The following is a 16,351-nucleotide window of genomic DNA, read 5'->3' as shown; positions in this document are numbered from 1 at the left end:
CAACGCCCGATGCGGAGCCACCACACCCTTCGGCCGCCCCGTCGAACCCGACGTGAACATCACACACGCCGCATCCCACCCACCACACACCACAGCCGGATCGGAGTCGTCCCGTGCCGCTATCAGTGCGGCGTCCCGGTCGAGCAGGACACGGCTCAGCCCGGACTCGGGCAGCGGGCGAGCGAGATCATCGCGGGTCACGAGAACGTGAACGCCGGCGTCGGTGACGACAGTGGCCAAACGCTCCGCCGGGAAGGCCGGATCCAGCAGCGTGTAAGCCGCCCCCGCCTTCAGCACACCCAGCAACGACACAATCAACTCAGGCCCACGCTCAAGATGAACCCCGACCACATCACCCGTAACCACACCCACATCGACGAGATGACGAGCCAGCCGATTCGCCCGAGCATTCACCTCCCCATACGTCAGCTCCACCCCACCCTGAACCAACGCCACCACATCCGGCACATCCCGCACCCGCGCCTCAAACACCCCAGGCACCGACCAGTCATCCACCGCACCTGACCCGGCACTACCACTCCACTGCTCCAGAGCACGCTCCTCCTCCACGCCGAGCAGCGGTACTGAAGTGAGGGGCATGTCGGCGTCAGCGACGACGGCCTCCATGAGCCGGGCGAGTCGGTCGACCATGGCCGCGACCGTGCTCTCGTCGTAGAGGTCGGTCGCGTACTCCACGTCCCAGCTCAGCCCGGCCGGGCGACCGTCGTCCCCGGCGATCTCCTCCACGAAGAAGGTCAGGTCGAACTTCGCCGCCGGGTGCTCCAGGGGTTGCGTGGCAGCCTGGGCGCCGGCGAACCGGTAGACCCCGTCGATGTTGTTCTGGAGGACGAGCATGGTCTGGAAGAGGGGGTGACGGGCGGTGGAGCGGGCCGGGTTGACCGCCTCGACGACCCGCTCGAACGGCAGATCCTGATGCGCATACGCCTCCAGAACAGCGGCCCGCACCCGACCCAGCAGCTCACGGAACGTCGGATCACCCGACACATCCGTCCGCAGCACCAGCGTATTGACGAAGAAGCCGACCAGGTCATCCAGACTGTCATCCGTGCGCCCGGCGACCGCCGTCCCCAGCGGGATGTCCGTCCCCGCACCCAGCCTGCTCAGCAGCGCAGCCACCGCCGCCTGCAACACCATGAACAGCGTCGTCCCGCTCTCCCGCGCCAATCCCACCAGACCCGCATGCAGCTCCGCACCCGAACGCACCCGCACCATCGCACCCCGATGCGACGCCACCGGCGGACGCGCCCGGTCCACCGGCAACTCCAGCTCCTCCGGGAGGTCGGCCAACGCCGCTTGCCAGTAGGCGAGTTGGCGGGCGGCGAGACTGTCCCCGTCGCGCTCGTCGCCGAGCAGGTCCCGCTGCCACAGCGTGTAGTCGGCGTACTGGATCGGCAGCGGGCTCCAGTCCGGGGCTCCGCCGGTCACGCGTGCCGAGTAGGCGGTGCTCAGGTCACGGGCCAGGGGCGCCATGGACCAGCCGTCACCGGCGATGTGATGCAGTACCAGCACCAGCACGTGCTCCTGCTCACCGAGCGCGAACAGGTCCGCGCGCAGCGGAAGTTCGGTCGCGAGGTCGAAGACGTGACCGGCGGCGTCGGTGAGCAGGGCGGGCAGCCGGTCCTGGGTCGCGGGGGTGGCGCGCAGGGTGAGACCGGGCGTGGTGAGGATGTGCTGGCGCGGTTCGCCGTCGACAGCCGGGAACAGGGTGCGCAGGGCTTCGTGGCGCAGAGCCACGTCGTTGAGGGCGGCTTCGAGGGCGGTGAGGTCGAGGGGGCCGCGCAGTCGGACGGCGAGCGGGATGTTGTACGTCGAACCGCCGTCCTCCCACTCCCGCAGGAACCACAGGCGCAGCTGGGCGAAGGACAGCGGGACCGGGTCGGGGCGCTGTTCGGCGACCGTGAGCTGGGGCCGGCGCTCGCCGCTGTCGCGCAGGACGGCGGCGAGTTCGGCGACGGTGGGCGCGGCGAACAGCGTGGGGAAGGTGATCTCGGCGCCGAGGGCGCTGCGGATGCGGCTGATCAGCCGGGAGCCGAGCAGTGAGTGGCCGCCGAGGCGGAAGAAGCTCTGGTCGACGCCGACTCGTTCGAGGCCCAGGATCTGGGCGAAGAGCTGGCAGAGGACTTCCTCGTCGGGTGTGCGGGGCGGCCGTATGCCATCCGTTCGGGCGGCGGGGGCGGGCAGGGCCTTGCGGTCGACCTTGCCGTTGGAGTTGAGCGGGAGCGAGTCCAGCACCACGAACGCGGTGGGCACCATGTACGGGGGCAGCTCCTCGGCGGCCCGCTCGGCGAGGTCGTCGGGGTCGGGGGTGCCGGACTCGCCCGGGACGACGTAGGCGACCAGGCGCTTGTCGCCCGGCCGGTCCTCGCGGACGACGACGATGCGCCGGCCGACGCCCGGGAGGCGGCCCAGTACGGCCTCTATCTCACCGAGTTCGATACGGAAGCCGCGGATCTTCACCTGGGCGTCGGCCCGGTTCACGAACTCGATCACGCCGTCGGGGAGCAGGCGTACCAGGTCGCCCGTGCGGTACATGCGCTCGCCGGGGCGGTCCGGGCAGGCGACGAACCGTTCCGCCGTCAGTCCGGGCCGGGCTATGTAGCCGCGGGCCACGCCGGCGCCCGCGAGGTACAGCTCACCCGTCGCCCCTTCGGGCACCTGGCGCAGGGAGTCGTCCAGGACGTGGGCGGCCATGCCGTCCATGACGCGTCCGATGGGGACGGTCGCTCCCACGCGGTGGGGCGGGCGCAGCGCGAGGAAGGTGGCGAACGTGGTGGTCTCGGTGGGGCCGTAGACATGGACGAACTCGGTGTGCGGGCAGCGGTCGAGGACGCGCTGGATCGCCTCGGGCGAGCATGCCTCGCCGCCGCTCCATACCTGCCGCACCAGGTCGAAGACCTCGGGGTCCTCCTCGGCGACGAGGTTGAACAGGGCGGTGGTCAGGAACAGGCTGGTGACGCCGGGCTGTTCGGTGACGCGGCGCAGGGTGCGCGGGTCGAGCTGGCCGGGCGGGGCGAGCACGGCCTGGTGGCCGGCGAGGAGCGGCACCCAAAGTTCGTAGGTGGCCGCGTCGAAGGCGTGCGAGGAGTGGACGAGGACACGGCGCTGTGCCTCGCCGTCCCAGCAGTGATCGGCGGCGAGGGCGAGGATGTCCCGGTGGGTCACGGCGACGCCCTTGGGCGCGCCCGTGGAGCCGGAGGTGAACATGACGTAGGCCAGCCCGAGCGGGTCGATGACCGTGCCGGGGTCGGTGTCGGGGCAGCCGGCGAGGGCGGTGTCGTCGTCCACGGCGAGCGTGGTCACCAGGTCGTCGAAGAGGTCGCCCGGGTGGGTGGCGCGGTCGCTGAGCAGCACGGCGGCGCCGGTCTGCTCGATGACCGCGCGCATGCGGGCGGCGGGGTAGGAGGGGTGCAGCGGCACATAGGCGGCACCCGCTTTGAGAACCGCGAGCAGGGCCACCACCAGGTCGGCGGAACGTTCCATCAGTACGGCCACGGCGCTCTCGGGGCGGTCGCCCACCCCGAGCCCGGCCAGCCGGTGCGCCAACCGGTTGGCCGCGCGGTCGAGTTCGCCGTAGGTGAGGAGCGTGCCGTCACCGCGCAGGGCCACGGCGTCGGGGGCCCGCCGGACCTGTGCGGTGAACGCGGCCACGACATGGCCGAAGCGGTCCGGGCCGGTACGGCCGTTGTCGTCGCCCACCGCTCCGCTGCCCTGCCGGGCCTCGGCTCCGGTCGACGGGATACCGTCGTAGGGCATGTCCGCGTCACGATGGGTCGGCATGGCTTTCCACTCCACCTTGTCTGGGGTTGATGGATCTCACGAACGGGAAATGCGGGGGCCGGCGGGCCGGGGCTCAGGCCGAGTAGACGCCGGGGAGTTTCGGGTAGGCGCTGGCCTGCCACACGGAGTCGACCCCCGCGATATAGCGGGTGAGCCGTTCCAGGCCGATACCGAATCCGGAGCTGGCGGGGATTCCGGCGCGGGCCATGTCCAGATACCAGCCGTACTTGGCGGGGTTCTCCCCGGTCTCCCGCATACGGGTCACGATCCGCTGGTATTCGTGTTCGCGTTCGCTGCCGCTGGCTATCTCGCCGTATCCCTCGGGTAGCAGCAGATCGAAGTTGCGCAGCACACCCGGGTTTTCGCGGCTCTCACGGTCGTAGAAACCGCGCGAGCCCTTCGGGTAGTCGGTGACGAAGAAGGGGCGGGCGGTCTCTCGCGAGATCCGCGCCTCGTCGGCCCAGGCGATCTCGGCATGCGGGTCGCCGCCCACCCGGGCGACGGCGTCGGCGTGCGACATCACGTCGAAGGGGCCGGCCAGCACGTCCTGGAACCGGCTGGTGTCCCGGCCGAGCCGCGTCAGCTCCTCCCCCATGGTGGCGGCGGCCTCGCGGACCGCGGTGACCACGATGCCCTGGGCGACCCGCATGATCTCCTCGCGGGAGTGGCCGGCGGCCTCGACGTCGATCTGGTGGAACTCGGCCAGATGGCGGCCGGTGTCGGCGGTCTCCGGGGGCTCCAGACGGACGTTGGGCGCGATGCAGAAGATCTTGTCGAAGGCGTGCAGCGAGGCCTGCTTGTAGAGGATCGCGCTCGTCATCAGCTTGTAGCGGCGGCCGTAGTAGTCGATGTCGACCTGCTTGGCGCCGCGCACTCCGGGGTCGGTGACGGGACCGATGATCGGCGCGCGCAGTTCCACGAAACCGGCCTCGTCGAGGTGTCTGCGTATCGCCATCAGAATGCGGTGCTGAATACGCAGGACATCACGGGTGACCGGGTCGGAGAGATGTTCCTGCGGGGATTGCGGCGGGCGTTTCCGATGAAGTGACGGCGTTTCCTTCAGGACCACTGACATGTGAGGTCTCGATTCTCTGAAGAGGGCGTGCCAACCGGGCCGATCGGGTCCGGCCGACAGCGGCTCCGGCTGATTTCAGCAGGAGATTAGTAGGCGGTCTTTCGGTCAATCGGCAGTTGAGTACGGCAGATTCGCGGAACTTCGTGCGGCGGCCCCTGAACGGGTGCGTGCGGCAAAGGGCGCGGCGACGAAGCACGGCGAAGGGGCGGCCGGTCCCTAACCGACGAGCCGACGTTCCAGGAACGCCACGCCCTGATCGACGGCCAGGAGCCGCCAGGCCTGCTTGGCCATGTCGTTGAGGGCGCTCTCCCAGGTGCCGTCACCGGCGTCGGGAGCCAGGGAGGCGAGAAGGATGGTCGCGTACTCGTATCCGGTGCGCGAGGAAACGGCGGCCCACTCGGGGGCGCCGACGCGGTCCGGAGGGACGCCGCGGGCGGCTTGGGCGAAGGCGTCGCGGCTCTCCTCATCCAGCCGCAAGGCGTCCGCCAGGAGGCGTACGGTGTCCTGCCTCGGCCGGTCCACACGCCCGTGTTCGAGGTCGCGGATGGCGCGGACGCTCAGTGCCGAGAAGTCGGCCAGCTGCTGCTGGGTGTAGCCCTCCCGGATCCGGTGGAACTGAAGCAGGGATCCGAAGGGGCTGTTCTGGGTCAGCGTGGTCACGGTTCCTGTCCCCCGTCTCGGTGTGATGGGTGCGAACGGTCACTGCCGACCGGTGGTGTCCCTGCCGACCGTCGGGTCGGCGGTGGGGACGGTGACGAGCACGAGGCGGGCAGCGAAATCGGCAGCACTGTCGGGCACAGCGGACATCAAACGGTCTCCTGACTGAAGGTGCGGGTGCTGTTTCGGTGGGTTCGAGCCGGGAGCCGCGGGTGCGCTCCCCCGGCGTCCGGTGGCGTGCCCCCCGGTCGGGGTCCAGCGCCTGCCGGTGCAACCACTCTCGGCCAGGCGCCGCGCGAATGTCAGCTCTCGGCCGTGTCCTCATCCGGCAGCCGCATAGTCCGTCCATCCCCACTCGACCGTTCCAGGAGGCCGTCGAAGTACGCCCCGACGATCGCCACCGAGCAACCGGTGATCCTGCTCCGACGCAGGGCGGGCACCCGCGCGACGGCGCGCCGCGAGACCGCGAGCGCGGCCTGCTCCGCCATCACGAGCGACTCGGCCACGACGTAGAGCCCCACGGTCAGCGCCTGTCCGGCGCCCGGGTGGACGCTCACATGCTCGACGCCCTCCACGGAGGTCGCCTGCGCGATGAACTGTGCGGCCAGGTCTTCCGGCACCCGGAAGTCACAAGGCGTGTGCAGGCGCACATGGATGAGATGCATGCCTCGATCCTCGGGAAGCCATCGAGGACCAGCAAGCAGGAAAGTTGAACGCTTTCTGCCAGGGCCTGAAAGGGCCACTCGCCGGGGCATTGAAGCCGTCACGATTTTCCCGGGAACTGGTGACGCCCGGGAATGCGTGCTTGGATGGCCCCCGTCTTCGGACAGCCACCGGCCCGGGGAGAGTATGGTTTTGGCTGAGCTCGGTTTTGATCACACCTGTGAATCGGTCTATCGCGCACTGCTGGCCCGCCCGCAGCTGGGCCTGGATGAACTGCGGGAAGACCTCGGCCTTTCGGACGCCGATCTGCGCAGGGCACTGGACAAGCTCAGCGAACTGGCGCTGGTCCGGACGTCGTTCGACGCCTCCTCACTCGTTCAGGACCGTCGATCCGGAGATGGGCATCCAGGCGCTCATCGCCCGTCAGCAGGAACGTTTGGCCTGTGAGCAGCAGCGCATCGCGCAACGCCGCGTCGCCGCCACGTATGTGACGGCGGAGTTCTCGCCGGCCGGCCGCGGCACATCCGCAGGACCTCGAACTGCTGGAACGCGGGGCCCTGGGGATGCGGACCTCCTGATGATCCTCGACCACCGCACGGCCATCGTGCCGACGGGCCAAGAGGACAGCGAGACTTGGGCGCTGGTGTTGACCGCGCGCGGCGCCCTCACCGTTCTGAGGAGCAGCAACGAGCGTGGTCTGACGCCCCAGGAGCGGAGACGCTACGGCTGTTGAGCCATGGGCTCACCGACCAAGTGGGCACCAATAGGCTCGGTCCGCCCGGTGCGCCGGAACTGCCGGACGGGGAACTTCCAGGACCGTAATACCGAGCGGTTTTTCATCCTGCCGGGAATTCCAGCAGGACAGGGAAGAATTCAGCCATTCCAGCACCCGCGGGGACTTCCACCGCAGCGTGGATCCGGTCGACTGCCGGTCAACCGCCGCCCCCACTGCAGCCCGCCGCAGGGCCGGAACATGGCCTGCTGCATTCGTAAGCGTCTGCGAATCCGAGCTCCGACCACGGGCCATGTGTCCCCAGCAGAGGGAGCCCTCATGACGAACTCGCAGACCGAGGGAACCGCACATCCTGATCGTCAGCTCGCCTCGCTTCTACGACCCGAAGGGCGCCCGGCGGCCCCAGGCCGCGTCCGTTTCGGTGATGAGTGCGTCAAGGTAGTCGCGTGCGGGGCGCGGCCGGGTGAGCGCTGCTGCTTGTCCCGACCACAGGTTGACGTAGTCGGTCAGCCCTCGTTCCGCGGCCGCTGTGCGCAGAGGGCGGGTGAGAGTGTATTGGAGCGGGTAGGGGGCGAGTTCGCTCTCGTGGGCCAGGGCCTCGCGCGTGAATCGGTTGGGGATGGCCCTGGCGAGCCGTCCCGAGAAGGCCCTGGTCAACACGGTCGTACGCGCATCAGGGCCGTGCAGCGCGGTTCGATGGACGGTGCTCGCGCCGGACTCCTCGGTTGCCAGGAAACCGGTGCCGACCTGTACTCCGTCCGCTCCGAGCATCAGCGCGGCAGCGATGCCCCGGCCGTCGGCGATGCCGCCGGCTGCCACGACGGGGACAGAGACTGCTTGTGCGATCTGGGGAACAAGGGAGAAGGTCCCGACGAGGGATTCGTTGACGGGGCGGAGGAAGGAGCCGCGGTGACCGCCGGCGTCACTGCCCGAGGCAACGACGGCGTCCATGCCCGCCGCCTCGATCGCGAGGGCTTCCTCGACGGTGGTCGCCGTACCGATCGTCCGAATGCCCCTGCGTCGGGCTTCGGCGACCACCCGCGCCTCGGGAACGCCCATCACGAAGCTGATCACCGGCGGTTCCGCCGCGAGCAGTGCGTCGATCTGCTCCGTGAAGTCCGGTGCCTGCGGCGGGTCCTCCAACTGGGCTGTCGGCAGTCCGAGTTCCTCGAACCAGGGACGCAGCAGCCGCGTGTACCGGGCCATCTCATCCCGATCGGGCGGTGCCGCGCCTTCCTCGGGGTGCGGCACCCAGAGATTGACCGCGAAGGGCCGGGCGGTGGCCTTCCGCAACTGGCCGACGAGTTCCCCGATCCCGTCCGGGGTGAGGATGTGGCCTCCGTAAGATCCGAGCCCGCCGCCGTCCGAGACGGCGGAGGCAAGGGCTATGGAGGACAGGCCTCCGCCGAACGGACCCTGCACGATGGGGACGTCGAGGCCCAGTAGCTCGGTGAGCCGGCCTCGGGCCCAGGCTCGTTCTCCGTTGATCATGTCGGGATTCCTTCCAGGACGTACAGGGCTCTGGGAGCGTTCATGGGAGTTGAGGGAACTCACAGCGCGTGGGTGAGCGCCGTACGACCCGACACCTGCTCGAGTGCGGTGGTGGCCACCCGGCGCCCGAGGTGTTCTGCGGTTCTCAGATCCGCCCCGGACGGTGCGTCGTTCGGACCGAGGTCCGAGGGCGACTGGGCCATCGCGCCGAGGAAGCCGCCGAGACGGTTCAAGTCCTCGGGTGTTCCGCTGGTGGAGTACTCACCGCCGGGCGGCAGGCCCAGCGAGATCCAGTTCATGCCGTGCTGGGCGGCGAAAAGCGCCAGGGAGACCAGGACGTTCAGTTTGTCGCCGTTGACCCCGGCGGAGTTGGTGAAGCCCGCGGCAAGCTTTCCCGACCAGCGCTGCTCCATCCAGACCGGGGCGCTGGCCTCGGCGAATGCCTGGAAGACGGCAGACTGGCTGCCCATGTAAGTGGGGGTGCCGAAGATGATCGCATCGGCGCTGGCGAGGGTGTCCCAGAGCTGATCGTCAGCGGCGGCCACGTCGCACAGTTCGGCTCGTGCTCCGGGCACGGACCCGGCACCGGCAGCGACCGCACGAGCCTGGCGGGCGGTGTGGCCGTAGCCGCTGTGAAACGCGACCGCGATCTTGACGTTTTCCGGCATGTTGGAGTCCTTACTGGTCAGGAGGGGACCGACGGGACTTCCGGCCCCTGCCAAAAACAGTAGACGACCGGTCAACTAAAAGCCAGCCGGATAGTTGACCACCCGTATACTCATCGGTATGGGACGGACGAGCACGGCAAGAGAACGACTGCTGGACGCGACCCGCGGCCTCATGCTGAGCCGTGGTTACGGCACGATCGGTGTGGCCGAGATCTGTGCCCGCGCGGACGTCAAGAAGGGCAGTTTCTACCACTTCTTCGAGTCGAAGCAGGCCCTCACGATCGAAACGATCAACACTCACTGGGCGTCCCAACGGCCAGGCTGGGTGTCCGTCCTCCGCGACGACAGTCCGGCAATGGAGCGACTGGAACGGTTCTTCCTCGACCAAGCCGCCGCCCAGCACACGGCGAAGACAGAGGACGGAGCGGTCAACGGCTGCTTGTTCGGCAACCTGGCACTGGGACTGAGCACTCAGGACGAAGTCGTCCAGGCCCGGGTGTCGGAGATCTTCGAGGAGCAGATCGACCTGGTCCACGCAACGCTGACGGACGCGGCACAGCAAGGTGCGATCCCCGCAACGGCCGCGACCCGCGACACCGCCCGCGCCCTGCTCGCCCAACTGGAAGGCATGGTCATGTTCGCGAAGCTCGCAAACGACCCGTCCGTCCTCAACGGACTGTGGAAGCAGACCTCGCGACTCTTGCTCGACTAAAGGGCGTTTACTCGGGGGTGGATTCCGTGGTCAGGCGGCGTGTCATGCGGTTGAACTTTGCGAGGTGGATCATGGCTTCGGAGCGGTGGGGGTGGGCCTTCGTAGTCGCGGGACGGGCGGCGATGGTTTCAGCCGGTCCAGGGTGTAGTTGGCACCAAGCCAACCGTCCGCCCGACGCGTCTAGTTGAGGGTGTGGGGGGTGTACCGGGGATCAGTCCAGACGTCGCCGGGGCCAGGGTTGTCCGGAGCGGTGACGCCACCGAGGGCCCGCAGGACGCCCCAGGCCGCATTGAGCCCGGACCCAAGAGAGTGTTCGACCCAGCCGCCCGACCAGCAGATGGCGTCGCCTGCCAGGAACAGGTTGTTCATGGGTTCGCCCGGCACAGCCGGCTTGCCCTGGTAGTCCTTCATGAAATGGGCGAACCGGTCGCGCTGGGGACCGTACTCGCCTGGCACGTTGAAGTTGCACACTCCACGGAAGTTGGGTTCGAGTTCCCAGGATGCGGTGACGGTGTTGTCGACGCGGACGTGCCGGCGCAGTTCGTCAGCGACCTCAGGGTGGATGCGGCCGAGTTCGCTGACGCCGAGTTCGACCCGTTCTGCAAGCGATGAGCTGCTCAGGTTCAGGGCGTGCTCGCCCCAGGTGTAGCTGAGTACCAGGGCCGCGAGGTGTCCGGCCGCTTCGCTGCCCCGGTGGTACCGGTCGTAGTCCAGCGCGTAGGCGTCACGGATGAGGGAGTCGCTGAGGGTCACGCCGTCCAGGCTGGTGCCGCGCCAGAACGGCTCGTCGACCAGGCTGACCGTCTTGGCGCAGGTCCAGGAGGTCGTCTGGCGGATGGCGCGGCGCAGCCGACGGCCGAACAGCGGGGCGTCCCCGGCCAGTTCGATGCCCGCTTCCATGGCGTGCGGTTGCGGAGTCAGGATCACCGCCGGATAGGTCACGGCTTCCTGCGCGTCCTCGACGGTCACCGATCGGGTCGAGGCATGCGCCGCCAGCCGGGTGACCGGACCGCGCAGCCGCTGATCGTTCAGTGAGGCCAGGCTGACCTCGGCACCGTCAGGCCGTCGCACCGGAGTGGTCCAAAACCGCCGTGCGAGCTCGCTCGCGCCTTCGAGGATCAGCTGTTGGTCGTGTTCCATGCCGCTGATCATGATCCGGAGGATCTCGGGGGGAGCCATGGCGTAGAACGCGTCCCAGCCACCGGTGCCAAAGCCCATGACGCCGAAGAGTTTCTACCTGTTGTGGTGTCATCGTGCAGGTCTGCGGATCAGTGAGCAGGCGGCGAAAACTCCAGTCCTCGCACATTTCCAGCAGGCGGTTCCAATGCTCCTTGGCACTGGCGAGATCGCCATCGGCCAGCTGCTGGCGGATGGCGTACACCCCGACGTTACGCAGCAGCTTCTCCCACGCCTGGTGCACGTCCTCGAATTCCGGCATCCGCTCGAACAACTCCGCCTGGGTACTGGCCTGGTACTGGTGCCCACCGAGATCGAGGACCGTGCGCGAGGCGCCTGCGGTGAAGGTGACGTTCACGAACTCTGCGGCCACTCATAGGATCCCGGCATGACAAACACGGGGTGGCGCGTCGCTCTCGGCGTAGCAGCGTCCAGCGCGTTCTTCTGGGGAGTCGCCGGGGCTGTCGACCTGGGGCTCGAGCGAACCCGCAACGGCTACGCCCTCCCTGACGGCGGCGAATGGTACAACGTCGCTGTCTTCGCCGGATTCATCGTCGCGTACTTTTCCGTGGCCAGCCTCACCGATCGCATCGCCAGCTGGAAGGCGGCCCTGATCCCGACCGCAGGCGCCGGTGTCGGTGCCGTCTCAAGCTTGCTCATGGGGCAGCAGGCTCGGCACTGGATCGCCGCCTTCGCGATGGTACTTGTGGGGTATGCACTGCCGCTCATCGTTCGCCGACGGGATCACATGACGCGGTCCCGGGTGGGCCGGAGCGAATCGACCTGACGGCTGTCATTCTCTCGGGGTGGCCGAACGAGTGCGGGTCAGAGCAATCGATGACGATGAGGGTCGGCGGCTGCTGCTGACGGTCATCCGCCGGGGCGCCGGGTCGGGGGCGACTTGGTGGTGGGCCCAGATGGTTCCTGCTGTCCGCGCAGGGCATGCGCCGGTGGCAAAGATCGCCGTGTGATACACACCTTCACCACTGACGGCTTCAACTCCCGTTATCCCAGGTACAAGAACGGACGGACAAGAACCTTCGCCCTGCCCGAGCGGCGCGAGACCGAGCCGCTCCCGGCGGCTACATGATGCGGACGTTGGTCTGGTGCGCGGGCACAGTCGCCCTAGCTCTGGCCGTCTTCTGCGTGCGTGCCCGCTCGTACGGCACCGTCCTGCAGACGCCCTCGGACAGGGAGAGTGCCATTGCCGCGCCCAGGTGCCCGTCGTGGTCCTCGAGGGCTCGGACCGCATCGGCGACGGGTGGCGCGCCCACCATGACCACCTGCGGCCGCACATCCCTCGCCGGCTGTCCAGCCTTCCCGGCTTCCTGTCCCTCGAAGTGCCGGCACCTGGGTGACGCGTGACGACTGGGCCGTCTATCTCAAGCCATACGCCGTCCACCACCAGCTCGATGTGCGCACGGGTACACATGTCGAACGGGTAACCCTAGCCGGCCCGTGGCCGACTCCACGGCAGCCGAGTGGCTCGTCGACACCGGCCACGATGGCCTGCTCGCCCGAGCGGTCGTGCTCGCCACCGGCCGCAATCAGACACCCCACCTGCCGGACTGGCCCGGTGCCACGCGCTGCGCCGGGAGCTACGGAGCAGCGGCGTCCACGTGAGCGCCATCCTCGCCGGCCTCACAGCGACCCACATGTCGCACGGCCTGCGCCTGCCCTTCGAGCTGACACCCCTGTCCCCCGCCGCCGTGGCCACAACGGTGGACCGGACGCTACGCCGCCCGACCCCCGTGAGCTATGCACCCCGGTGGCTGGGCTGGCTCATGCCCTGGACGAACCTCGTCCCGGCAGTCCTGCTCGACCGGATGGACGACCTTCTCCATGTGGATGCCATCGCCGGTGCGTTGGTCCGGTACGGGCCGGCAGGGCGACAAACGTTTTACGGCGACTTAGTCCACGCTTCGGGACAGCCCGGAGCGACGCGCGGTGGGTGCGGGTGCGCAAGGAGGTGCGAAATGCAGCGGGTGCAGTCGGCTCCAGTACACGTGCAGTACGTCGGCCTGTGCGTCGGCAGTCGGCATGGTGCGGTCGCGGAAGGCCCAGTGCAATTCTTCGACCCGGTCATGCGTAGACGCGTTGGCTTCGATGTGCGGCAGGTGACCGCGGCCGACCCACCAGCGCACGCTCCAGGCGGCTCCAGCGGCCGCGGCGGTGATGATCCAGACCTGGCCGGACGATATGGCCTGCATGACACTCCCCGGTTTTCCCCAGACTTGGCGGGCGCTTGGCTATGGGGGTGTCCCGTTCAGGGCGGTTCATTCCGCCCCAGCATGTACCTGGCTATCGCCCGAGGTGCGGTCGACCTGCAAAACTCCTGCTCAGACAGCACCGAAGCAGGCCGCTGGCGCAGGCAAGCGCCCCGCAAGGCCAGAGGCGACGGTACGCACGGACTGTGTGGCGTCCAGTGGCTCCTGTATGCCGGCCACCTTGCGGGTGCAGCCAGCCACCCTCGCCGACCGGCACCCCGCGTCATTCCGAAGGAATGCGGAACTCGAATTCGGGTCGGTCCCACGGCACAGCGGGCGGGTTCGCGAACGCGGTCCCGGTCCGCACCGCACCGACGCGGTGGTAGAAGCCTTCGGCGGGCAGATGTGCCACGACCTTGACACGGTCGAGCCCGGCGGCACGGGCCTCGGTCAGCATGTGCGCCACGAGCAGTCGTCCAATACCCCGTCCTTGCGCTTCGTCGGCAACGAACAGCAGGTCGAGCTCCGGTGGCGCCAGGACGAGCGAGTAGAACCCCAGGACCCGGCTTCCATTCTCGTCAGCGCCGACGGCCACATAGACGCGGTGGGCCTCGATGTAATCGGGACCGACCCGGTAGCCCGCGACTGCGGCTGCGTACTTGTCCGCATACGCGCCTGACCCACGCACGAGCCGCGTGAGCCGCTTGGCATCGCGGGCGACGGCCCTCCGGATCGTGACCGGCTGGCTGGTCAGGGAAGTGCGTGGACTCATCGGGAGAGTATTTCTCACCAGGAAGCGGCTTCGCGCGACGGGTCGGGTGCCCGGGCTTCTGTACAGGTTGCGAATGATCAGCCGGTGGCCGACGGCCTTGTGGGGTGAACCCGAGAGAGTCATCGACAGGCCCCGGGCACCGAACCCCTACGCAGCTGGCACACACCTGCCCCGGGCCGGTGGAACCAGATGAGGTAACTGAACCGTTCGGTAATGTGTTCGTCCGGGACGTCTCATGACCACGGACGTCGGCACGGCCTCCGGCCTCTGATCCCAGGGAACGGACCACGAGACGAACGGGGGAACGCCGATGACGACCGCTCACGCCCTGTCCGGGGTTGGGAGCAGCCCACCGGCGGAGAGCGACACGGTGATCGACGTACGGGATCTGCGGATGCGCTACCGCAGCCAGGACGTTTTGAAGGGTGTCAGCTTCACGGCCCGGCGAGGCGAAGTCGTCTTGCTGCTCGGCCCGAACGGTGCGGGCAAGACGACCACGATCGAGGTCCTGGAAGGCTTCCGGATGCGCTCGGCCGGTCATGTGACCGTCCTCGGGGCCGATCCGGCCGACGGGGACGAGCGGTGGCGTGCGCGTCTGGGCATCGTGTTGCAGTCCTGGCGCGACCACGGCAAGTGGCGGGTGCGGGAACTGCTGGCCCATCTTGGCTCGTACTACGTGCCGTACTCCACCGACCTCGTACGGCGTCCGTGGGATGTCGACGAACTCCTCGCCGCAGTAGGGCTGACCGAGCAGGCGGACAAGCGGGTCGGAACTCTGTCCGGCGGGCAGCGCAGGCGTTTCGACGTGGCCGTCGGCATCGTCGGCCGACCCGAGGTGCTGTTCTTGGACGAGCCGACGGCCGGTCTGGACCCGGAGGCGAGGAACGAGTTCCACGGCCTGGTACGCGGGCTGGCGGACGAGAGCACCACTGTTCTGCTGACCACGCACGACCTTGCCGAGGCGGAGAGGCTCGCCGACCGGATCCTCATCCTGGCCGGAGGCCGGATCGTGGCCGATGGCTCGGCCGAGGAGCTGTCACGGCAGGCATCGGCCGAGGCCACCGTGCGCTGGACGCTGAACGGGCGGCCCTGTGAGGAGGCGACGGCCGAGCCCACCCGGTTCGTCCGTCGGCTGTTCGAGGAGCACGGCGAGGCGATCGGCGGGCTGGAGGTGCGCCGGGCGAGCCTGGAGGACACCTACCTGACGATGGTGCGGGAGCTTGAGGCGGGGAGCGTTCCCGATGAGCGGGCCGTGCAGGCTTTCGAGGAGGGATCGTGATGAGTCCGGTAGGGCACGCGGCGGTAGTCGGGGTGCGGCGCGGCTGGACGGAACTTCGGCAGACGTTCACCACCGGCCAGGACGTGTTCGGTTACGTGCTCTGGACGGTTCTGCTCATCGTGCCGCTGTACTTGGTCAGGGACGATCCGCTGAAGGGCGCCGGCATCTCGGCCGGCGCGTTCATGCTGCCAAGCATGCTGGGGATGACGCTCGCGTTCACCGGGATGATGACCACGGCGCAACTGCTGGCGACCGAGCGCGAGGACGGCACCCTGCTGCGGGCCAAGGCCGTGCCCCACGGCATGGTCGGCCACCTCGTCGGCAAGATCATCATGGTGTCGGGTACGGCTCTCGCCTCCATGGCACTGCCGTTCGCCGTTGGCGTGTTCCTGGTGGACGGGGTGGCCCGGCAGGGCGGCGGAGCGTTGCTGACGCTGGTGTGGGTGGTACCGCTGGGTCTCCTGGCCACCCTGCCGATGGGCGCTGTCATCGGCTCACTCGTCGCCAGTCCACGCACCATCGGGTTGCTGATGCTTCCGGTGATGGGACTCATCGTGATCTCGGGCATCTACTTTCCCCTGTCGAAGCTGCCCGAGTGGCTGCAGATCGTCGGGCAGATCTTCCCCGTGTACTGGCTCGGCCTCGGTCTGCGCTCGGCGCTGCTGCCGACCGATGCGGTCGGCGCCGAGATCGGCGAATCCTGGCGGCTCCTGGAGACAGCGGGTGTGCTCGGTGCCTGGGCCGTCGCCGGGCTGCTCCTCGCACCCTCCGTCCTGCGCAGGATGGCCCGCCGCGAGTCCGGGGCCGCGATGGCGGAACGGCACCGGAAGGCGATGCAGCGGGTCGGCTAGTGATGTGCCGGGGCACCGCTCTCCCACCGCCGACGAAGCCTGTCAGCGGATCCGACGCTCAACGGGCTTCGTCGTACTCACATGTGGCTTGCCGCGTCGATGTGCGTCTTGGTGGCGTCGGTGATGAAGTCGCGGCTGGTGTCGGGGCTGAGGGCCTGGGCCTGGAGGTGGTCATGCAGCACGCGGTAGTGCTGTACGTCGGACGGCTTCTCCAGGTAGAGGTCGCTGGTGAACCGCTCCAGATGCACCACCGGTCCCGCGGAGCTGTC

Annotated in this window: 18 protein-coding genes and 1 pseudogene; 7 read left to right on the top strand and 12 right to left on the bottom strand. The window is 68.6% G+C overall.

Features of this window, described 5'->3' with window-relative positions:
- From ACFYW5_RS36985 to ACFYW5_RS36970, 4 genes are all read right to left on the bottom strand, one after another.
- Positions 1-3,798, bottom strand: a 3,798-nt coding sequence (locus ACFYW5_RS36985) for an amino acid adenylation domain-containing protein (protein WP_389421537.1), incomplete at its 3' end; no start/stop codon positions are given.
- A 73-nt stretch (positions 3,799-3,871) separates the two neighbouring features.
- Positions 3,872-4,873 carry an asparagine synthetase A gene (locus ACFYW5_RS36980; RefSeq protein ID WP_389421536.1) on the bottom strand — a complete coding sequence of 334 codons (1,002 nt, stop codon included), beginning with the start codon at positions 4,871-4,873 and terminating at the stop codon, positions 3,872-3,874.
- Positions 4,874-5,089: 216 nt separating this feature from the next.
- The gene (locus ACFYW5_RS36975) at positions 5,090-5,533 is read right to left on the bottom strand and encodes a helix-turn-helix domain-containing protein (RefSeq protein WP_389421535.1); all 444 of its coding nucleotides are present in this window, start codon (positions 5,531-5,533) and stop codon (positions 5,090-5,092) included.
- 299 nt (positions 5,534-5,832) lie between these two features.
- Positions 5,833-6,195, bottom strand: a complete 363-nt coding sequence (locus tag ACFYW5_RS36970) for a hypothetical protein (RefSeq protein ID WP_389421534.1) — start codon at positions 6,193-6,195, stop codon at positions 5,833-5,835.
- A 190-nt stretch (positions 6,196-6,385) separates the two neighbouring features.
- Between ACFYW5_RS36970 and ACFYW5_RS36965 the strand changes: the two genes are divergently transcribed.
- Positions 6,386-6,640, top strand: a complete 255-nt coding sequence (locus ACFYW5_RS36965; RefSeq protein WP_389421533.1) for a hypothetical protein — start codon at positions 6,386-6,388, stop codon at positions 6,638-6,640.
- On the top strand, positions 6,591-6,926 hold the full coding sequence (locus ACFYW5_RS36960; protein ID WP_389421532.1) for a hypothetical protein: 336 nt from the start codon (positions 6,591-6,593) through the stop codon (positions 6,924-6,926). The genes ACFYW5_RS36965 and ACFYW5_RS36960 overlap by 50 nt, the downstream gene beginning before the upstream one ends.
- A gap of 375 nt (positions 6,927-7,301) precedes the next feature.
- Here ACFYW5_RS36960 and ACFYW5_RS36955 read toward each other — a convergent pair whose 3' ends face one another.
- Positions 7,302-8,417: an NAD(P)H-dependent flavin oxidoreductase gene (locus ACFYW5_RS36955; protein ID WP_389421531.1), complete on the bottom strand. Its 1,116-nt coding sequence runs from the start codon at positions 8,415-8,417 to the stop codon at positions 7,302-7,304.
- A gap of 59 nt (positions 8,418-8,476) precedes the next feature.
- Complete coding sequence (locus ACFYW5_RS36950; protein WP_389421530.1) at positions 8,477-9,085, bottom strand: flavodoxin family protein; 609 nt, start codon at positions 9,083-9,085, stop codon at positions 8,477-8,479.
- A gap of 118 nt (positions 9,086-9,203) precedes the next feature.
- Between ACFYW5_RS36950 and ACFYW5_RS36945 the strand changes: the two genes are divergently transcribed.
- Positions 9,204-9,797 carry a TetR/AcrR family transcriptional regulator gene (locus ACFYW5_RS36945; protein ID WP_389421529.1) on the top strand — a complete coding sequence of 198 codons (594 nt, stop codon included), beginning with the start codon at positions 9,204-9,206 and terminating at the stop codon, positions 9,795-9,797.
- A gap of 7 nt (positions 9,798-9,804) precedes the next feature.
- Here the strand turns inward: ACFYW5_RS36945 and ACFYW5_RS36940 are convergent.
- The 3 genes and pseudogenes from ACFYW5_RS36940 to ACFYW5_RS36930 all read right to left on the bottom strand — a co-directional run.
- Positions 9,805-9,925, bottom strand: a pseudogene (locus tag ACFYW5_RS36940) (IS5/IS1182 family transposase); the annotation flags it as partial.
- Between the two features lie 52 nt (positions 9,926-9,977).
- The gene (locus ACFYW5_RS36935; protein WP_389421539.1) at positions 9,978-10,961 is read right to left on the bottom strand and encodes a flavin monoamine oxidase family protein; all 984 of its coding nucleotides are present in this window, start codon (positions 10,959-10,961) and stop codon (positions 9,978-9,980) included.
- The gene (locus tag ACFYW5_RS36930; RefSeq protein WP_389421540.1) at positions 10,855-11,346 is read right to left on the bottom strand and encodes a hypothetical protein; all 492 of its coding nucleotides are present in this window, start codon (positions 11,344-11,346) and stop codon (positions 10,855-10,857) included. The genes ACFYW5_RS36935 and ACFYW5_RS36930 overlap by 107 nt, the downstream gene beginning before the upstream one ends.
- A 15-nt stretch (positions 11,347-11,361) precedes the next feature.
- Between ACFYW5_RS36930 and ACFYW5_RS36925 the strand changes: the two genes are divergently transcribed.
- Positions 11,362-11,760, top strand: a complete 399-nt coding sequence (locus ACFYW5_RS36925) for a hypothetical protein (RefSeq protein ID WP_389421528.1) — start codon at positions 11,362-11,364, stop codon at positions 11,758-11,760.
- Between the two features lie 671 nt (positions 11,761-12,431).
- Entirely contained in the window at positions 12,432-12,596 is a 165-nt protein-coding gene (locus ACFYW5_RS36920) for a hypothetical protein (RefSeq protein WP_389421527.1), read from the top strand.
- Between the two features lie 287 nt (positions 12,597-12,883).
- On the opposite strand, the gene ACFYW5_RS36915 is transcribed toward ACFYW5_RS36920, so the two are convergent.
- Positions 12,884-13,183, bottom strand: a complete 300-nt coding sequence (locus tag ACFYW5_RS36915; protein ID WP_389421526.1) for a hypothetical protein — start codon at positions 13,181-13,183, stop codon at positions 12,884-12,886.
- Between the two features lie 280 nt (positions 13,184-13,463).
- Positions 13,464-13,952: a GNAT family N-acetyltransferase gene (locus tag ACFYW5_RS36910; protein ID WP_389421525.1), complete on the bottom strand. Its 489-nt coding sequence runs from the start codon at positions 13,950-13,952 to the stop codon at positions 13,464-13,466.
- Between the two features lie 310 nt (positions 13,953-14,262).
- Between ACFYW5_RS36910 and ACFYW5_RS36905 the strand changes: the two genes are divergently transcribed.
- Entirely contained in the window at positions 14,263-15,231 is a 969-nt protein-coding gene (locus ACFYW5_RS36905; RefSeq protein ID WP_389421524.1) for an ABC transporter ATP-binding protein, read from the top strand.
- Positions 15,231-16,082, top strand: a complete 852-nt coding sequence (locus tag ACFYW5_RS36900) for an ABC transporter permease (RefSeq protein ID WP_389421538.1) — start codon at positions 15,231-15,233, stop codon at positions 16,080-16,082. Before ACFYW5_RS36905 ends, ACFYW5_RS36900 begins: the two co-directional genes overlap by 1 nt.
- Before the next feature lie 77 nt (positions 16,083-16,159).
- On the opposite strand, the gene ACFYW5_RS36895 is transcribed toward ACFYW5_RS36900, so the two are convergent.
- Positions 16,160-16,351, bottom strand: a 192-nt coding sequence (locus ACFYW5_RS36895) for a Scr1 family TA system antitoxin-like transcriptional regulator (RefSeq protein WP_389421523.1), incomplete at its 5' end; no start/stop codon positions are given.

Source organism: Streptomyces sp. NPDC002779 (assembly GCF_042888685.1).
GTDB lineage: Bacteria > Actinomycetota > Actinomycetes > Streptomycetales > Streptomycetaceae > Streptomyces.
This window is presented reverse-complemented; position numbering and strand designations above follow the sequence as displayed.

Bases quoted from the DNA above. Each gene is read 5' to 3' on its own strand.
- ACFYW5_RS36980 (WP_389421536.1), bottom strand. From the start codon at position 4,873: ATGTCAGTGGTCCTGAAGGAAACGCCGTCACTTCATCGGAAACGCCCG.
- ACFYW5_RS36970 (WP_389421534.1), bottom strand. From the start codon at position 6,195: ATGCATCTCATCCATGTGCGCCTGCACACGCCTTGTGACTTCCGGGTG.
- ACFYW5_RS36960 (WP_389421532.1), top strand. From the start codon at position 6,591: ATGGGCATCCAGGCGCTCATCGCCCGTCAGCAGGAACGTTTGGCCTGT.
- ACFYW5_RS36955 (WP_389421531.1), bottom strand. From the start codon at position 8,417: ATGATCAACGGAGAACGAGCCTGGGCCCGAGGCCGGCTCACCGAGCTA.
- ACFYW5_RS36950 (WP_389421530.1), bottom strand. From the start codon at position 9,085: ATGCCGGAAAACGTCAAGATCGCGGTCGCGTTTCACAGCGGCTACGGC.
- ACFYW5_RS36945 (WP_389421529.1), top strand. From the start codon at position 9,204: ATGGGACGGACGAGCACGGCAAGAGAACGACTGCTGGACGCGACCCGC.
- ACFYW5_RS36925 (WP_389421528.1), top strand. From the start codon at position 11,362: ATGACAAACACGGGGTGGCGCGTCGCTCTCGGCGTAGCAGCGTCCAGC.
- ACFYW5_RS36915 (WP_389421526.1), bottom strand. From the start codon at position 13,183: ATGCAGGCCATATCGTCCGGCCAGGTCTGGATCATCACCGCCGCGGCC.
- ACFYW5_RS36910 (WP_389421525.1), bottom strand. From the start codon at position 13,952: ATGAGTCCACGCACTTCCCTGACCAGCCAGCCGGTCACGATCCGGAGG.
- ACFYW5_RS36905 (WP_389421524.1), top strand. From the start codon at position 14,263: ATGACGACCGCTCACGCCCTGTCCGGGGTTGGGAGCAGCCCACCGGCG.
- ACFYW5_RS36900 (WP_389421538.1), top strand. From the start codon at position 15,231: ATGAGTCCGGTAGGGCACGCGGCGGTAGTCGGGGTGCGGCGCGGCTGG.